The sequence below is a fragment of the Aquimarina sp. EL_43 genome, assembly GCF_943422735.1.
In the GTDB taxonomy this organism is placed as follows: Bacteria; Bacteroidota; Bacteroidia; order Flavobacteriales; family Flavobacteriaceae; genus Aquimarina; species Aquimarina megaterium.
This window is the reverse complement of the sequence record NZ_CALSBR010000001.1, coordinates 4,592,354-4,608,486: the sequence shown is the minus strand read 5'-3', so window position 1 is coordinate 4,608,486 and position 16,133 is coordinate 4,592,354. Positions and strand designations below refer to the sequence as shown.

General features: G+C 31.5%; 17 protein-coding genes and 1 pseudogene. 9 read left to right on the top strand and 9 right to left on the bottom strand.

Going from position 1 to position 16,133, the window contains the following annotated elements; all coding sequences use genetic code 11:
* Positions 1 to 87: 87 nt before the first annotated feature.
* Positions 88 to 1,323: a serine hydrolase gene (locus tag NNL09_RS19835; RefSeq protein ID WP_196910187.1), complete on the top strand. Its 1,236-nt coding sequence runs from the start codon at positions 88 to 90 to the stop codon at positions 1,321 to 1,323.
* 9 nt (positions 1,324 to 1,332) lie between these two features.
* Here NNL09_RS19835 and NNL09_RS19830 read toward each other — a convergent pair whose 3' ends face one another.
* The 3 genes from NNL09_RS19830 to NNL09_RS19820 all read right to left on the bottom strand — a co-directional run bounded on the left by NNL09_RS19830 (position 1,333) and on the right by NNL09_RS19820 (position 3,356).
* Complete coding sequence (locus tag NNL09_RS19830) at positions 1,333 to 1,992, bottom strand: class I SAM-dependent methyltransferase (protein ID WP_196910188.1); 660 nt, start codon at positions 1,990 to 1,992, stop codon at positions 1,333 to 1,335.
* 98 nt (positions 1,993 to 2,090) lie between these two features.
* A complete protein-coding gene (locus NNL09_RS19825) occupies positions 2,091 to 2,486 on the bottom strand; it encodes a cupin domain-containing protein (protein WP_025663816.1) in 396 nt (131 codons plus the stop codon).
* Between the two features lie 24 nt (positions 2,487 to 2,510).
* Positions 2,511 to 3,356, bottom strand: coding sequence for a sterol desaturase family protein (locus NNL09_RS19820; protein ID WP_025663815.1), 846 nt, complete (start codon positions 3,354 to 3,356; stop codon positions 2,511 to 2,513).
* Positions 3,357 to 3,520: 164 nt separating this feature from the next.
* Between NNL09_RS19820 and NNL09_RS19815 the strand changes: the two genes are divergently transcribed.
* The gene (locus NNL09_RS19815; protein ID WP_025663814.1) at positions 3,521 to 3,946 is read left to right on the top strand and encodes an SRPBCC domain-containing protein; all 426 of its coding nucleotides are present in this window, start codon (positions 3,521 to 3,523) and stop codon (positions 3,944 to 3,946) included.
* Positions 3,936 to 4,259 (top strand): helix-turn-helix transcriptional regulator, encoded by a 324-nt coding sequence (locus tag NNL09_RS19810; RefSeq protein WP_025663813.1) that lies wholly within the window; start codon positions 3,936 to 3,938, stop codon positions 4,257 to 4,259. Before NNL09_RS19815 ends, NNL09_RS19810 begins: the two co-directional genes overlap by 11 nt.
* A gap of 20 nt (positions 4,260 to 4,279) precedes the next feature.
* Here NNL09_RS19810 and NNL09_RS19805 read toward each other — a convergent pair whose 3' ends face one another.
* Positions 4,280 to 4,690: a hypothetical protein gene (locus NNL09_RS19805; protein ID WP_025663812.1), complete on the bottom strand. Its 411-nt coding sequence runs from the start codon at positions 4,688 to 4,690 to the stop codon at positions 4,280 to 4,282.
* 330 nt (positions 4,691 to 5,020) lie between these two features.
* On the opposite strand from NNL09_RS19805, the gene NNL09_RS19800 reads away from it, so the two are divergent.
* Together NNL09_RS19800 and NNL09_RS19795 are read left to right on the top strand one after the other, a co-directional pair.
* Entirely contained in the window at positions 5,021 to 5,449 is a 429-nt protein-coding gene (locus NNL09_RS19800) for a hypothetical protein (protein WP_025663811.1), read from the top strand.
* Positions 5,450 to 5,700: 251 nt separating this feature from the next.
* A complete protein-coding gene (locus tag NNL09_RS19795) occupies positions 5,701 to 6,870 on the top strand; it encodes a M12 family metallopeptidase (protein WP_025663810.1) in 1,170 nt (389 codons plus the stop codon).
* Positions 6,871 to 6,953: 83 nt separating this feature from the next.
* Here the strand turns inward: NNL09_RS19795 and NNL09_RS19790 are convergent, their stop codons facing one another.
* The 3 genes from NNL09_RS19790 to NNL09_RS19780 all read right to left on the bottom strand — a co-directional run bounded on the left by NNL09_RS19790 (position 6,954) and on the right by NNL09_RS19780 (position 8,862).
* A complete protein-coding gene (locus NNL09_RS19790; RefSeq protein ID WP_025663809.1) occupies positions 6,954 to 7,571 on the bottom strand; it encodes a hypothetical protein in 618 nt (205 codons plus the stop codon).
* Between the two features lie 5 nt (positions 7,572 to 7,576).
* Complete coding sequence (locus NNL09_RS19785; RefSeq protein WP_025663808.1) at positions 7,577 to 8,065, bottom strand: RNA polymerase sigma factor; 489 nt, start codon at positions 8,063 to 8,065, stop codon at positions 7,577 to 7,579.
* 152 nt (positions 8,066 to 8,217) lie between these two features.
* Positions 8,218 to 8,862: a hypothetical protein gene (locus NNL09_RS19780; RefSeq protein ID WP_035094965.1), complete on the bottom strand. Its 645-nt coding sequence runs from the start codon at positions 8,860 to 8,862 to the stop codon at positions 8,218 to 8,220.
* A 380-nt stretch (positions 8,863 to 9,242) separates the two neighbouring features.
* On the opposite strand from NNL09_RS19780, the gene NNL09_RS19775 reads away from it, so the two are divergent.
* On the top strand, positions 9,243 to 10,499 hold the full coding sequence (locus tag NNL09_RS19775) for a response regulator (RefSeq protein WP_025663806.1): 1,257 nt from the start codon (positions 9,243 to 9,245) through the stop codon (positions 10,497 to 10,499).
* 5 nt (positions 10,500 to 10,504) lie between these two features.
* Here NNL09_RS19775 and NNL09_RS19770 read toward each other — a convergent pair whose 3' ends face one another.
* The gene (locus NNL09_RS19770; RefSeq protein WP_025663805.1) at positions 10,505 to 11,404 is read right to left on the bottom strand and encodes a M23 family metallopeptidase; all 900 of its coding nucleotides are present in this window, start codon (positions 11,402 to 11,404) and stop codon (positions 10,505 to 10,507) included.
* A gap of 395 nt (positions 11,405 to 11,799) precedes the next feature.
* Here NNL09_RS19770 and NNL09_RS19765 point away from each other — a divergent pair, with 395 nt between their 5' ends.
* Positions 11,800 to 12,633 (top strand): OmpA family protein, encoded by an 834-nt coding sequence (locus NNL09_RS19765; protein WP_025663804.1) that lies wholly within the window; start codon positions 11,800 to 11,802, stop codon positions 12,631 to 12,633.
* Positions 12,634 to 12,783: 150 nt separating this feature from the next.
* Complete coding sequence (locus NNL09_RS19760; RefSeq protein WP_196910189.1) at positions 12,784 to 13,194, top strand: DUF2541 family protein; 411 nt, start codon at positions 12,784 to 12,786, stop codon at positions 13,192 to 13,194.
* A 43-nt stretch (positions 13,195 to 13,237) separates the two neighbouring features.
* Here NNL09_RS19760 and NNL09_RS19755 read toward each other — a convergent pair whose 3' ends face one another.
* Positions 13,238 to 14,452: a class I SAM-dependent rRNA methyltransferase gene (locus NNL09_RS19755; RefSeq protein ID WP_196910190.1), complete on the bottom strand. Its 1,215-nt coding sequence runs from the start codon at positions 14,450 to 14,452 to the stop codon at positions 13,238 to 13,240.
* 125 nt (positions 14,453 to 14,577) lie between these two features.
* Between NNL09_RS19755 and NNL09_RS19750 the strand changes: the two are divergent.
* A pseudogene (locus tag NNL09_RS19750) lies at positions 14,578 to 16,132 on the top strand (M20/M25/M40 family metallo-hydrolase).
* Position 16,133: the final 1 nt, after the last annotated feature.

Sequence of the window (16,133 nt, the reverse complement as noted above, 5' to 3'; positions counted from 1 at the left end):
TTTTTATAAAAATTGGTTCCAATGTATCCATTGGAACGCTTGATACTTATTTTATTTTTTGATTTGTGGTAGAAAATATTCTAATACATGATAAAGATAATTCTAATAATAGCCCTGTTTGTGCTAAATCAGATATATTCACAGAATAATGATAATGAAGAGCATATTAACTCTTTGACCTGCGAATTAAAAATGTTACAAAAACAAGGGTATATTAATGGTTTTTCTGTTGCTATTGTAAATAAAGATGCTGTTTTATATAAAAAAGGGTTTGGGTATGCAGATGTGTCAAAGAAAAAGGAATATACATCTCATACCATACAAAATATTGCTTCGGTTTCTAAAACATTAATTGGTATTGCTTTAATGAAAGTTCAGGAACAAGGAAAACTTAATCTTGATGATCCTGTAAACATACATTTACCTTTTAATGTGATCAATCCTCACTACCCTCAAACACCAATAACAATTAGGCATTTAGCTACGCATACATCAACAATACTAGACACCAAATACTATGACAAATCTTATATTCTGAAAAATAATAAAGGAACAGATAAAGGTATACTCATGAAAAAATATCGAATTTTTAATGATCCCGAAGAAACTATTGCTCTACCGATTTTTTTGAAAAATTTACTTTCTATAGATGGAGAATGGTACAAAAAGAGAAACTATCTCAAAAATAAGCCTGGATCTATTTTTAAATATAGCAATATAGGAGCTACTTTGGCTGCTTATATTATAGAGCGTGTAACGGGGATTCCGTATAATGAGTATACTATTGCGCATATCTTAAAACCATTAGGTATGGATGCATCAGGTTGGTCATTTGATACCATAGATATGGATAACCACTCTGTACTTTATTCAAGTAGTAATGATAGTTTACCAAAATATTCTCTTATTACATATCCCGATGGAGGTTTATTAACAGATATAACTGATTTCAGCAAGTATCTTATCGAACTCATTAAAGGATATTATGGAGCAGGCACTTTACTTGATAAAAACAGTTATACAGAACTATTTAAAGAACAGCTATCTTCTAAAAACTTACCAAACAGAAATACAAAAAACCCATACAATGAAGAGTATAATAGTGGTCTTTTTATGGGGATAACTCCTGTTGGCTATATAGGACATACTGGTAGTGATCCTGGAACAGAGACCTATATGTTTTTTAACTCCAAAACCGGAACAGGTAAGATATTAGTAATAAATACGGCTATTGTTACAAAAGAAGATTACAGGCATTACAAATCTATAATGAGTGTTTTGGACAAGTACGAACATCTTCTAACATACGAATCAAAGATATAACCGATAAAGCTACTTGTTTTTAGTTCCTACCAAAATCCAAATCGTTTTATCTGTTTCATTTTTCCATTTTCCAAAATCCTTAATTTCTTTAGAGATCAAAAACCCTGCTTTTTGTAATTCCTTCTTCACATATTTTAAAGACAACGTATGTGCTTCGGTCTGCTCTGCCCTTGATGTATTAAGCATATGTTTTTTAAATTTCTCAATGATTACAATCCTTCCTCCTTGTTTTAGTGCATTTTTTATATGATCCAGAATTTTCATATAATCATCCATCTCATGATATGTATCCATTACAACAACTACATCTAATGCTTCATTTGGTAATTTAGGGTTATCATAATCTCCAACTACAGTTTTTATATTTCGAAGTTTACGATCTTTAATATACTTATTTAATTTTTCGATCCTATCTTCTCGTACATCTACCGCATAGACTTTTCCTGATTCCCCTACTTTTTGAGCCAGATGCATCGTAAAATACCCTTCGTGACAACCAACATCTGCAACTGCATTACCTTGCTCTACTCCTGCAAGTTTAAAGATTTCTGGTACATTCATCCAGGTATCTCTTTCTTCCCAATCTGTTTTTTTGTATTGGGCATAACTCATCTCTACTATCGATATTAAAACTAACAAAACCAAAAACTGTACTCTTTGTTGTCGCATACTAAATATTTTTACAACTGCTTTAGTTTTCAAAATACTTTTTAATTGGATACAGTAGGCTCATTTTATGAAAATTTTGTGTTTTAAACACTTCGATATTAGTCTATAAACACTCGATCTTCTCCTTTAAATTCGGGAGTTTGCACAGAAATTACTTTCAACGGTATTTTGGATAAGACTTTTACAGCATGTATAGTTTGTTCTGGTATAGTAACCCAATCCCCTTTTTGTACTATAATTTCTTTATCATTTAATTGTACACTTGCTTTACCTTCTAAAACTAATACTTGTTCGGTATGTTTTATATGTTTATGGGGTTTGACATTCTTTTTAATCCATATTACAAAAGTCGAAGTATGTGTATCGGTATACACTTTCTTAACTAGTATATTATCATAGTCCCGATCGGGCTCAAAATCCAGAATTGCATTTTTAGTTTGTGCAAAAAGCCCTGTTGAAATGATAAAACAACAAATAATGGATATAACGTTCATGAATTTCTTTTTTAGCGAATTAGATTACGATTTTTCGGATTCAAACTTTGCTCCTGTAGGTGCACGATATCCTGAAAAAGGGAGTTTTAATAATTTACCCACATTTGCATTTGAATCCACATCCGGATAGGTATCTACCCCATATATCAAATCCTCATTTTGTATTTTGGCAAAAGTGCCGAAAATTCTATCCCAGATAGAAAAGATATTCCCATAATTTGTATCTGTATATGGCAATACATAGTGATGGTGTACTTTATGCATATCTGGAGAAACTATAATCCAACTTATCATATCATCTACTTTTTTTGGTAAGGATATATTAGCGTGATTAAATTGAGATAATACTACAGATAAAGATTGATACAACATAATTATACCTATAGGCGCTCCTACAATAAATACGGCCAAAGTGGTAAATAAAAATCGAATAATGCTTTCTCCAGGATGATGCCTATTAGCTGTTGTGGTATCTACATGATTATCGGTATGATGTATAAGATGAAACATCCATAATGGTTTTATGATATGTTGAACATAATGTGCCAACCAGGCCCCTATTAGATCTAGTAAAGCAATACCTAGTATTATTGTAGCCCATAACGGTAATGCTAACCATTGTAATACTCCAAATTGATTAACCACTGTCCAATCACTAGTTTTAAGTAATATGAAAGCCAATACAAAATTGATAACTATAGTTGTTAGTGTAAAAAATATATTGGGCCATGCATGTCTAAACTTTTTATAATTAAATTTAAACAAAGGCATAGCATATTCTATAAGCCAGAAAAAAGTAATCCCTCCTACTAAAATTAAACTACGATGAGATGATGGTATCGTTTCAAAATAATTAATTATACTTTCCATACACACAAAATATTCTATTTTTAATAATTAGACAATTGTTTTTCTATAAATGTGGTGGATATAATGGTGGTTTGCTTAATAAGCAACCAAAAAGTTGCGTATTAAATATTTTTATTTATATTTGCAACCATATAGTTGCATATTAATCTAAAAACTTAATACATATGAAAGATGTAATAATCAAAGAGAAAATACTTAATCACCCTATCGATAAAGTATGGAACGCTATAACCGATGCCAAAGAGATTTCGACCTGGTTTATAGAAGCAGATTTTAAAGCTGAAAAAGGATATCAATATATCTTTAACGCTTCTGGAGGAGATTGCTCTCCTATAAAAGGTGAAGTAAAACAAGCAAATCCCTATACTTTAGTATATTCGTGGATTGTAACAGAAAAACCAATAGAAACTACTGTTAAATGGGTATTAGAAGAAACCGAAGGAGGAACTAAACTATACCTAGAGCATTCTGGTATTTCTGGTTACAAAGGAGAAACTGCTGTTGAAATGTTTAATAGTTTTAATGGCGGATGGGATAATTGTATTTCGGGATTAACCGATTACCTTAAACAAATGGTTCATGCAGGATAGAATCACCACAATATTAAAAGCTGTTGCGGATCCCACCAGACGTGAAATTTTTCACGCTTTGGTGGTTGCAGCTACTGCCCTACCTATAACTCAGATATCAAGTCAATTCGATATTAGTCGCCAGGGTATTACCAAACATCTAAAAACCCTAGAAGGAGCAGGTTTGATTAATATAGATACTAAAGGAAGAGAACGTTTTTGCCAGGCCAATGCCAATCCATTGAAAGAAGTAAATCAATGGTTAAAATTTTACGAACAATTCTGGGATGGTGCTCTAGATGATTTAAGTAAATATTTAGACAATATGTCTTAATATTATAATGTATTGAATAGTTAAGTACTAGAATCGTTTTTTAATTGTTCTGTAACCCACCTAATTGCTTCTTCAATATTCTCGAAAGACACGATACCTTCTTGGTAAAACATATTTTCTATTCTTATACTTGTCTTTTGAGTTTCGTTGTACGTAACTGCAGCAAAAGCCTTTATATTAGGAAATACATCCTTTATTTTCATATAATCTGTAGCTTCTAATGAATATGAATTTATTCTATGAGAGATATAACCAAAAGAGCGATTACCAAAATGTAAGTTTGTTAATAGAGATAATGTCTTTGCTTTTTCATAATCAAAACAAACACCTTCTGCCACCTCAATGATCAGATAATTTACATAGAAAAAAACTTTACCTAGCTCAAGATCATATTGTTTAATAAGTTTGTCATTCTTTATAGGGTTTGACATATTTAATATTCAGGTTTTAGAGTAAAAAAATCAGAATACAAACGTTTCTACTTTTTTAATGAGCTTTAGAAATTACCTAGTTTTTCGTTTTCCTCTGATTAAAACTTGTTAATTCTATATATTTCAACTTATAAAACCAAGCAAGCCTATATTAAAAGTACTAATAATTATCGGTATTTTGTAGTTACTAGAATTATATCACTTTATGTGAAAAGGTATCTCTTTCATCTATTGTGCTTTAAAAAATTAGTATCCATAAAACTCTCAATTTGTATTTCATTGAGTTTCTAACTACATTGTTACAGCAAAACAACTTAATATCAATAGATTATGGAAACAAAAACAAAAACACCCGTATGGTTTTGGATTATTAGTGTCTTAGCACTTTTATGGAATATCATGGGGGTAATGGCATATATTGCTCAAGCTTTTATGACAGATGAAGTATTGGCCACTTTGCCAGAAGGAGAGCAAAATTTTTATAATAATACACCTGCTTGGGTAACTGCTGCTTTTGCCATAGCTGTATTTGCAGGAGCTTTAGGTTGCCTTGCATTACTCCTTAGAAAAAAATGGGCTTCTCCTCTCCTACTTCTTTCACTCATTGCCGTTATTGCACAAGCTACATATAATTTCTTTTTACAGGATTTTGTGGTATTATCAGGCAGCCGAGTTATAATGCCAATCATGATTATAATCGTCGCTATCTTTTTAGTTTGGTTTTCGAGAAACTCTATAGCTAAAGGATTGATTTCGTAATAAAAAACATTTTACTATACACCATATTACTACCTGAATCACGATTATAGATTCAGGTTTTTTTATGAATTTATTTTATATAAAGAATAAAATCATATCAGATCGATTTCATCAAATATTCGAGTCGTGTCATTAATTTTAAGAAAGTTTAACGGTTTTTTTAACTCAGTCTTAAAGACTAATCAGGTGTGTCACCAGTTTAAACATTGTGCACAGATTAAATTAAAATCATAAACTCAAAATTAAACTTAATGAAAACGAAAACCGTATTAAACCGATTTAAAATCGGAGCTTTGGCAGTTGCTCTATCTTTTGCATCCTGTCAAAAAAATGAAGATTTTGATCAAAATCCAGATACTATTGGAGGGCAAGATCAATTTATCGAAAAATATTTCCTGGGAGAACGTGTTCTTGTAAAAAAAGAAGATGATGGAACTTATAGTCTTCAAGGAACTGATGCCAGATTATTTGAAGATCAGTTAACCGATACACAAGTTCCTCTCTCTGATAAACTAGAGCCAGATGCAGGAATAAATGCAAAGTTAGGACTTGGTGGTGGTGTTCGTAAATGGACAAATAATACTATAGTCTATGTAATTAATGGACTGAGCCAATCTGTGAGAAGTGAACTTCAAAAATCGATGGATGAATGGACAAGCAAAACTAATGTTCGTTTTAAAGAGCGTACTAATGAATCAAACTATGTTACGATTAGTAGTAATGGAGATAACTGTAATTGTGGCGTTGCGACTCTGGGAATGAATGGATCAAGAGGATTTATTCGTTTAGGTACTCGTACAACAGCTGTTGTGATCATTCATGAAATCGGACATACTTTAGGGTATATTCATGAGCAAAACCGTTCGGATAGAGATAATCATATTATTATCAATTTTGACAATATCCAGAATGGAGCTAAGGATCAGTTTTACAAAAGTAATTCTGCTACTTTGCTAACCAGAGATTTTGATATTAAATCTACAATGATGTATGGTAGTTATACATTTAGTAAAAACGGAAAACCTACCATAACAGACCTTAACGGAAATGTTTTACCAAGAAGACAAGCTGCACTTTCTGCTCTTGATATCGAAGGAACAAACAAAGCATATCCATCTGATGGTACCCCTCCTGTAGGAACAAACCCATGTGATGGTATTGCAGAATGGGTAAGCGGACAAAGCTATTCTGTAGGAGATAAAGTAACATACCGCGGATTCTTATACGAAAGAGATTTTACAAGATGGAATCGAATTGCAGAATGTAAAGACACTACTCCAAGTGCAGATATTTGTGAAGGAGTTAACGAATATAGTAGAAATAACAGCTATACCGCCGGAGATAAAGTAACCTATAACGGGTTTTTATATATACTAGGAACCAATGGAAGATGGAGCAATGGTGGACGTTGCGGTTCATAAATCTTTTTTTGCCTTAGATTAATATAAAAAAGGCTGTCTAATGACAACCTTTTTTATATTATAGTACGTTTGAAGTATTGTCTTTATGATATATCAACATCCTTAAGTTCTTTAAATAATGCCTCTGCAGAATTCATATTGTTATTATAACACTTGGCCACCCATTTTGAAAAGGTAATAAAGACTATAATGGCGATCGGTATCGATATTACAAATGGCCAAATAGATTTGGTACCAGAAAACAAATCTTTATTATTAAGAATCTTTGTAGCTACTGGCAGGATAGCAAACATTAAAAAGAAACCTAGATAGAGCCCTATTTTGGTAACTGTTTGAAATCGTTTTTTACCTTTACTATACTCCAGTAATGTTTCCTTATAATTATTTACAGCAATATTTACTTTTTTCATTTGATAAATTGATCTTAACGATAACACTGGTAAAACTAATAGAATAACTGTAGATACTATTCCTGATAACAAAGTGTACCAGTTATCTAACTTGTTAACATTAATTAATATCAATATTGCCGTACCATAACATATAATAGCTCCTATCATCTCTGGATATGCTATTTTATTTAATTTTTGCCTGTATTGTTCTTGTGTCATCATAATGATCATTTTATCGGTTAACTTTTTTTGTTTTTCTATCTGGTCACTCATCTGAGACCAAACTGTTTGCATTTCTTCCAATTCCATCTCTCTTATTTTTTTACAATTTGCGTTTTCAATTTTTGCTTAATCCTAGAAATTTTAGTTCCAACATTTGTTGGAGATAAACCCGTTATCGCTGCTATTTCTTCATACTTCTTACCTTCTAAAAGCAGTAAAATCAACCCTTTATCTAGCTCATTGAGGTTATGTATATGGGCATATAATTTTTTCAATCGTTCTTCAAATCCTGTGTCATATTGTTCGGTTTGCCGCATGATCACATCATATATTTCTATTTGATTTCCCCTTCGTTTTTCTTTTTTTAATCTTGTAATAGCAGTATTAAGACCTACGCGATACATCCAGGTACTAATTTTAGAATCTCCTTTAAAACTATCATATGATTTCCATAATTGGTAAACAATTTCCTGGTAGAGATCTTTTTGATCCTCGTAATTATTGGTATAAATGGTAGTTATCTTAAAAATAACTCCTTCATTTTCTTTAATAATTCGAGTAAACTCGTATTCTTTACTCATATAGGCCTACTTTTTCCTTATTAGTATGAGACATATCAAAAAAATCACAGAATATTTTATACATATTATATGAGCTCTTAATTATACTCTTAAAATTTACTAAAAATAAGCTATCATAGATAATAATGAGTAGCTCTAAAAAGGTAAGTCTTTTAATCTTTTACCACAATCAATGTAGCTTTAACACCAGTGGTAAGATTCCATTCGCTACTTGTAAGCATGTTGCCTTTGTCATCATAAAGATGAAATTCTGCAGTATTAGGCCCTGATTCTCCTTGATTTAATGCCTGTATGTCTATTTTATTAAATCCTTTAGCAAGATCAACCGAGATACCTTTAAAATCTCCGGTAAGAAATATTTTTGAAACAATAACAGCATCATTAAGATAAATTCTAACCACATCACCATCTACAAACTGATGATCTCTATACATCAATCTTACAAATTCCCCGTTACTTTTAAAATCGCCAAGATATTGATCACTTCTATACTCGTCTTTGATTTCATTATCTTTTTTGAACCATTTTGGAACAGCATCTGCTTTGGGTTTAAAAAAACCATCATTACCTGTCATATCAAAAGTTGGCTTACTACGAGCATACTCAGATAATGCTTCTGGAGTTTTATATAAAGACGAATCGCTATTAAAATTTGGGTTTAAACCTTTAGACAGACTATACTTATTTGTATTAAGATCACTTTTGGCATCAATTCGCAAAGAAGTAGAATTTTCTATTTGAGCATGCATTACCATTCCCATACATAACAAAAAAACTATACAAAAATTAGCTTTCATCTCTTTTATGCCTCCTATTAATTTTAAGTAAAGATAAATATTATAGGTCTTTTATGACTGTTAATTCACTATAAAATCTTATTTCCTGTCCATCATTTATACTAATAAAGACGTTATAAATCTGTAATAATTACAATTTCCAACAGTATTAGTTATGCCTATCAATAACTAATTGATCATATTTGAAAATCTTTTTATGTTGATTTTGGAGAATACCCCCTATAAAATACCATGTGTTTTGATGTCTAAATAACTAAATTTGTTCTTATTACTCCAATAATTTTACGGTAAACCATAAATTATTAGAAATATGTAAAAAAATACACCTACAAACTTGTAAGATAAACCTTATATTTATTATTTTGTTATTAAAAATAGGTATGATCTATTATGCTATCGGGGGAGTACTTCTGGTTATGCTCCTTTTTCTGTATATACAGTACAAAAAAGTTACCAAAAAACTTAAAAAAAAGAATATAGAATTAAAATCTTTAAGCAAGGAAACGGAGAAACAGTTTCAATTGCAACAAAACCTTATTTCTATTCTTAGTCAAGAGTTGAGAACACCTTTGTATGGAATAATGGGGCTTACTAATCTCCTAGAAGAAGAATATCCTGATCTTAAAAATGATAAAAACCTGAAATCATTAAAATTTTCTGGGGATTATCTTTTTACACTTATCAATAATGTTTTACATGTTAATTTTTTAGATTCTGAAGAAATTACTGTACAAAATGTATTATTTGATATAAAAGAGGTTACTCAAAACCTTACACATTCTTTTAGTTATGCTACAGAGAATAGTGATAACATATTGCATTTTGAGTTTGATCCAGAAATTGATCAAATGATTTATGGAGATCCTGGTATTCTTTCTCAAATACTGATGAATTTAATAAGTAATGCCTTACGTTTTACCAAAAATGGAAATGTATATTTCTCAGTAATTTTAATTAAGAAAAAAGAAAATATATCTACTATTTCTTTTAAAATTAATCACGATGGAGATGAGCTTTCAAAAGAAGACAAAAAATCTATCTACCAAGAGTTTATTAACGTTGGAAATGCCAAAAAAACATACCTGGGTACAGGAATTAATTCAAAAATAATAAATAGACTTGCTTCGGCTCTAGATGGCGAAATTATTATCCAAAATAATTCTCATGTAGGGTCTGAGTATGCATTGGTTATTGATTTTAAGTCACAAGTTAATAAAGAAGGTATAAACCACAACACTTCGTTTAACAATTCTAATACTTCAAAGCTTAAAGTATTAATTGTAGATGACAATAAATTAAACCTCCTGGTTGCAGACAAAATACTATCTAAAGAAAACTTTGACTGTACGACTATTGATAATGGTTTTGATGCCATAGAATTAGTTAGAGAAAATGAGTATAATGTAATACTTATGGATATTAATATGCCAAAACTAAATGGAATTGGTACTACAAAGAGGATACGTGAGTTTGATACAAAAACACCAATTATTGCTTTAACCGCAGTAGATGTTACCCAATTAAACAGGCAGATTGTACAAGCAGGGCTAAACGATTACATATTAAAACCTTATAACAAAAATCATTTATTAGAAATGATCCACAGACATGTAGATAATCCAATACATACCCACTGAACTAATTAGTTTATAATTATTTGTTGCCCAATTTTTAGCACCGAATTATATTTTAGCGAATTGGTTTTACATATTTCAGAAACTGCCAATCCGTACTTATTGGCTATTCGATGAAGAGTATCTCCTTTACGCACCGTATAAATCTTTTTTTGTTCTTCTTTAATCCTGGCGATATCCTCCATAGTTTTATGAATAACTATTTTGCTCATACGAGTCGATCTATGATATCTGGGCGTCATCCATTTCTTTGTTACAAAAAGAGTATCTGATCTAATTTTTGTATCACTGGCAAACTCAAACAAATACTCTGGATTAATACTTTTACCATGATATCGTACTTCTAAATGTAAATGGCTTCCTCTTGCATTTCCTGTTACCCCTCCTGTGCCAATAGTTTGTCCTTTTTTTACCTCGTCGTTCTCTTTTACTAACGACTTAGAAAGATGAGCATATACAGTCTCTAATCCATTATAATGCCTTACCACTACTGTATTTCCATGTCCACCATGATATCCAACATATCGAATTTTACCTTCTAATATTGATTTTACACTATCTCCGACCTGAAGATCAATATCTATACCTTGATGTGGCCGTCCTCTTCTCCAACCATAACGAGATGTAATTACCATTTTACGATCAACCGGTGGTGAAAAATCTTCATCCTGAAATGCTAATTGAAAGGGAAATGTAAGGTTCTCATTCCAATATGGGTTAAATTGTTGGTTATCCCATTTTGTATTATAGGCCTCTAAATTTTCTGATACATCATTTTCATCAGGAAAATAATTATTATTCTTTTTAGGATAAATGGGTAGACAGATAATCTCACCTTGTACGACTAATTTTTTATGATCAACTGGAATATTTTCTGTTTGCTCCAAAGTTTCCTGTGCGACTATCATCAGGAATGGTGAAAATATCAGGAAGCAAAATACAAGTCTTTTTTTAATTAAAAACATCAATTATTGTTATACTTTTTTAGTAATTAAAGTAGACCTGGGTAGTGGGTTTATTTTCTACAATATAACTGTAAAAATAATACGTTATTACAATAAGTTAATAATTTATTTTTTAACATCTGCCATGTTTTTTTCGACAATCCCTTTAGAATTTTGATAATCAACACGTTACAAAACATAAGCTATACAGGCTTTCCGTAGGTATTTTACGGGATAATATGTATTCAAAAAACTATTAACACTTTTTAAGAAATTGATATGAAAACATTAGTAATTAGTACAACAATAAATGGCCCTAGTAGTAGTTTAAAATAACACTAATTATTAATTAAATAACCATGAAAAGATCATTCACATTTATTGCTTTGTCAGGGGCATTAATCATGACATCGTGTGTGTCAAAGAAGAAGTATGTTGCATTAGAGCAAGAATTGCAAGACACTCGTAGTACGTTGCAAAAGACTGCAGTAGAAAAAGATGAATTGGAAGGCAAGTTTGCTAAAATTGAAGCTAGAGTAGCTGATTATAATGCTAAGATCAGTTCTTTAAAAGACTCTAATGATGAAAAAATGGTAATGGTAGAAGATGTTGCAGCAATATCTAACAAAACCAAAGAGAAAATGAAAGAAACCTTAGCCAAGGTTGATCAACAAAAACTTCAGGGAGCTAAATCCTTAAAAGATTCGATGAATTTGGCAGTATCTCATAATTTAAAAAATTCTTTATCAGATGATCTAAAACAAGATGAAGATATTTCTATAGATATCGATAATACTGTAGTTATGATATCTATTTCTGATAAAATGTTATTCAAAAGCGGTAGTTACAGAATAAGTAATAAAGCTGATGAAGTATTAAAAAAATTAGCAGATGTAATTAATTCTGAGCCAAGTATTGAAGTAATGATAGAAGGTCATACCGATCCACGAACCATTAGTAATGCAGTTGTGCAAGATAACTGGGACTTAAGTGTAAAAAGAGCAACATCTATTATTAGAAAACTACAATCTAATTACAATGTTGATCCTGCTAAATTAATCGCTTCTGGAAGAAGTAGTTATAAACCTCTTGTAGAGAATGATAGTGAAGAAAATATGGCAATCAACAGACGTACAAGAATCGTACTATTACCAAATATGGATAAGTTTTTTGCAATGCTATCTTCTAACTAATCATACCTTTTAAATAACAACTACGTTATTTTTTAAAACGAGATGGATCATCATATTCATCTCGTTTTTAATTTTTATCATATAAAGAATACGGATTAAACCTTTTTATGGTTAGAGTGTCTTAGTAATAAATCAAAACATTTAAAAACTATGAAAAATATAACACTACAAAAAATCCCTGCTTTTTTATTCTTACTAATAACGCTACTAATAACAAGTAGTTTTACTTCTACTATAAATAGTTGGGAACACCTTGGCTCAAGAACAGTAAATTATAGATTAGATAAAGATGTTATAAAGGTAACGGCAAGAAAAGGAGGGTTCAAAAAACTTAAAGTTAAAGTTACAGGAGGCTCTTTAAACATGCACAAAATGGTTATCCAATATGGTAACGGGAAAAAAGATCTAATCCAATTAAAACACAATTTTTCTCGTAAAAGCGAAACAAGAATAATAGACCTTAAAGGTGGAAAACGCATAATTAGAGATATTACCTTTTTTTATGATACTAAAAATTTATCTAGAAAAAAGGCAAAGGTTCATGTCTTTGGAAAGCATTAAAAATAATATGATACCAGGTTTGTTTAGATAAATCTGGTATTATTTAATCAAGTCTATAATATCCGCATTTAAGATAAGCTCCTTCAGGAAAGGAAATGGGATGATCAATATCATGATTGGTTTTTTCTAACATATTAAACTTTCTTCCAGATTTAAGAATACTCTCCTCAGAAATTTTAAAAAAATCCTCGGCCAAAATCCTAGAAGAACAAGAAGCCAAAACCAAAATCCCGTTAGGAGATACCAGATATGAACCCAGTTCTGCTAATCGAGCATAACTAATCATAGCTTTATGAATTTCGCTTGCCTTTTTCGCAAAAGAAGGAGGATCTATAACTACAATGTCAAATACAATTTTTTGATCTATTAATTTCTGTAATCCATCAAAAGCATCGGCTACAATAACATCATGTTTTCCTTTATGTACGTTTAAAGCAACGTTCTCTTTAGCCATATCCAAAGCTTGTTTACTAATATCCAAACTTACAACTTTCCTTGCGCCGCCTTTTAAAGCATGAACCGAAAACCCACCAGCATAAGAAAACACATCCAAAAGAGTTTTATCATAAGCAAGCTCCCCTACTCTTTTTCTATTATGACGGTGATCAAGAAAATATCCTGTTTTATGACCTTTAATTACATTTGCAGAAAATAAAACTCCATGTTCTCTAAAAACCACAACCTCATTTTTCAGGGTTCCATAAATTACTTGACCATCTTTTAGATCATACACTTCACCTTTAGATTGTAACAACCTACTTAATCTAAGCACAACACATTTACAACCCGACACAGCAACCAAATGCTCTATGATCCAGTTTAGATAAGGAAACCAAATATGTGAATATAGCTTAATTACCAGAACCTGGTCATACACATCTGCAATACATCCGGGAAGATGGTCATTCTCTCCAAATAACAATCGGTAACTATTGGTATCTGTTTCTAATAAAGGTATTCTTTTTTCGTATGCCTCAGAAATTTTTTCAGCAAACCATGTTGTATTAATCTGTGCTGTTTTCCTAAATTGAATTAATTTAATACGTATAGGAGAATATGGGTCATATAAACCACAAGCCAAAAAAGTATTCTTTTTGGTATCATAAACGATCACCAAATCACCTGCTTCTCCTTCTACATTTTGCTTTATAATACTATCTTCAAAAACCCAAGGATGTCTTTGTTTTATTATCTTTTCGGCCGAAGGCCTTACCTTAACAGCAAGCCTTTTAGTTGTTATTTCAGGAACAATATTCATCGTATGCAAGAATAGTGATTATTTTGTTTTCCTAAAATAATTATGTCAAATGAATTAAGATTTTGTTAAATAAAAACCACGAAAATATTGATATGTTTAAATTGTAGAAATAAAAATCAATCCATATGAAACGCATACTCACACTTATCACTATTGTAACGTATCTTTCTTGTTTTGTCACATCGGCGCAGGGTAAAGATCCATTAATTGAAAAAATTATTAAAGAAGCCACAGAAAATTCTAAATTAAAAGAACTGGCACATGAACTTATGGATGGTATTGGACCTAGATTGGTTGGTACTCCACAAATGCAACAAGCTCATGATTGGGCTGTAGCCAAATACAAAACCTGGGGAATTGATGCCAGAAATGAAAAATGGGGAGAATGGCGAGGATGGGAACGAGGAATTACTCACATTGATATGGTATCCCCTTGGGTAAAATCTCTTGAAGGGACTCAACTAGCGTGGAGTCCTGGTACTGGTAGCACCGGTATTGTAGCCGAGTTAATTGTTATTCCAGAAGTAAAAGATTCAATTGCTTTTCAAAAATGGTTACCAAATGTAAAAGGTAAAATTGTAATGATATCTATGAATCAACCTACAGGAAGGCCTGATTATAACTGGGAAGAATTCGCTACAGAGGAATCTTTCAAAAAAATGAAAGAACAAAGAAGTAAGCAAACAAAAGCATGGAGAGAAAACATAAAAAAAAACTGGATATAATCGTCGAACTCTTGCTCCTGCTTTAGAACAAGCCGGTGCTGTAGGTATAGCACAAAGTAATTGGTCTAAGGGGTTTGGAGTGAACAAAATATTTAGTGCACGAACAAAAAAAATACCAACAGTAGACCTGTCATTAGAAGATTACGGAATGTTATATCGTTTGGTAAAACATGGTTCTAATCCAAAAATAAAAATTGTATCAGAATCTAAAGAATTAGGAATGATGCCTACATTTAATACAATTGCAGAAATAAAAGGAACCGAAAAACCTGATGAATATATTATTCTTTCTGCACATTTTGATTCATGGGATGGCGGTACCGGAGCTACAGATAACGGTACCGGAACCATAACTATGATGGAAGCTGCACGTATCCTTAAAAAAATATATCCAAATCCAAAACGTACTATACTTATAGGACTTTGGGGAAGTGAAGAACAAGGTTTAAATGGATCCAGAGCTTTTGTAGAAGATCATCCAAAAATTGTATCGGGTGTACAAGCTTTATTTAATCAGGATAATGGTACAGGACGTGTGGTTCGTCTATCTGGGCAAGGGTTCCTACATTCTTATGATTATGTAGGAAGATGGTTAGAAGCTGTTCCCGAAAACATCACTAAGCATATAGAAACTACGTTCCCAGGTACTCCTGGCGGAGGCGGTTCGGATTACGCTTCTTTCGTATCAGCCGGAGCTCCCGCGTTTTCATTAAGTTCACTTAATTGGTCGTACTGGAATTATACTTGGCATACAAATCGTGATACATATGATAAAATTATATTCGATGATGTACTTAATAATGTAATTTTAACTGCGATTCTGGCATATAAAGCTAGTGAAGACCCAAAGAAAACTTCGAGAGAAAAAAGTGTATTACCCGTAAATAAACGTACAAAAAAACAACGCATCTGGCCAGAATTAAGAAGCCCAAACCGAAAAGGAGGACAAAACTAAT

What these genes read in the sequence shown, in the direction of transcription:
- NNL09_RS19835 (WP_196910187.1), top strand. Translation starts at nt 88, where the DNA reads ATGATAAAGATAATTCTAATAATAGCCCTGTTTGTGCTAAATCAGATA.
- NNL09_RS19830 (WP_196910188.1), bottom strand. Translation starts at nt 1,992, where the DNA reads ATGCGACAACAAAGAGTACAGTTTTTGGTTTTGTTAGTTTTAATATCG.
- NNL09_RS19825 (WP_025663816.1), bottom strand. Translation starts at nt 2,486, where the DNA reads ATGAACGTTATATCCATTATTTGTTGTTTTATCATTTCAACAGGGCTT.
- NNL09_RS19820 (WP_025663815.1), bottom strand. Translation starts at nt 3,356, where the DNA reads ATGGAAAGTATAATTAATTATTTTGAAACGATACCATCATCTCATCGT.
- NNL09_RS19815 (WP_025663814.1), top strand. Translation starts at nt 3,521, where the DNA reads ATGAAAGATGTAATAATCAAAGAGAAAATACTTAATCACCCTATCGAT.
- NNL09_RS19810 (WP_025663813.1), top strand. Translation starts at nt 3,936, where the DNA reads ATGCAGGATAGAATCACCACAATATTAAAAGCTGTTGCGGATCCCACC.
- NNL09_RS19805 (WP_025663812.1), bottom strand. Translation starts at nt 4,690, where the DNA reads ATGTCAAACCCTATAAAGAATGACAAACTTATTAAACAATATGATCTT.
- NNL09_RS19800 (WP_025663811.1), top strand. Translation starts at nt 5,021, where the DNA reads ATGGAAACAAAAACAAAAACACCCGTATGGTTTTGGATTATTAGTGTC.
- NNL09_RS19795 (WP_025663810.1), top strand. Translation starts at nt 5,701, where the DNA reads ATGAAAACGAAAACCGTATTAAACCGATTTAAAATCGGAGCTTTGGCA.
- NNL09_RS19790 (WP_025663809.1), bottom strand. Translation starts at nt 7,571, where the DNA reads ATGGAATTGGAAGAAATGCAAACAGTTTGGTCTCAGATGAGTGACCAG.
- NNL09_RS19785 (WP_025663808.1), bottom strand. Translation starts at nt 8,065, where the DNA reads ATGAGTAAAGAATACGAGTTTACTCGAATTATTAAAGAAAATGAAGGA.
- NNL09_RS19780 (WP_035094965.1), bottom strand. Translation starts at nt 8,862, where the DNA reads ATGAAAGCTAATTTTTGTATAGTTTTTTTGTTATGTATGGGAATGGTA.
- NNL09_RS19775 (WP_025663806.1), top strand. Translation starts at nt 9,243, where the DNA reads ATGATCTATTATGCTATCGGGGGAGTACTTCTGGTTATGCTCCTTTTT.
- NNL09_RS19770 (WP_025663805.1), bottom strand. Translation starts at nt 11,404, where the DNA reads ATGATAGTCGCACAGGAAACTTTGGAGCAAACAGAAAATATTCCAGTT.
- NNL09_RS19765 (WP_025663804.1), top strand. Translation starts at nt 11,800, where the DNA reads ATGAAAAGATCATTCACATTTATTGCTTTGTCAGGGGCATTAATCATG.
- NNL09_RS19760 (WP_196910189.1), top strand. Translation starts at nt 12,784, where the DNA reads ATGAAAAATATAACACTACAAAAAATCCCTGCTTTTTTATTCTTACTA.
- NNL09_RS19755 (WP_196910190.1), bottom strand. Translation starts at nt 14,452, where the DNA reads ATGAATATTGTTCCTGAAATAACAACTAAAAGGCTTGCTGTTAAGGTA.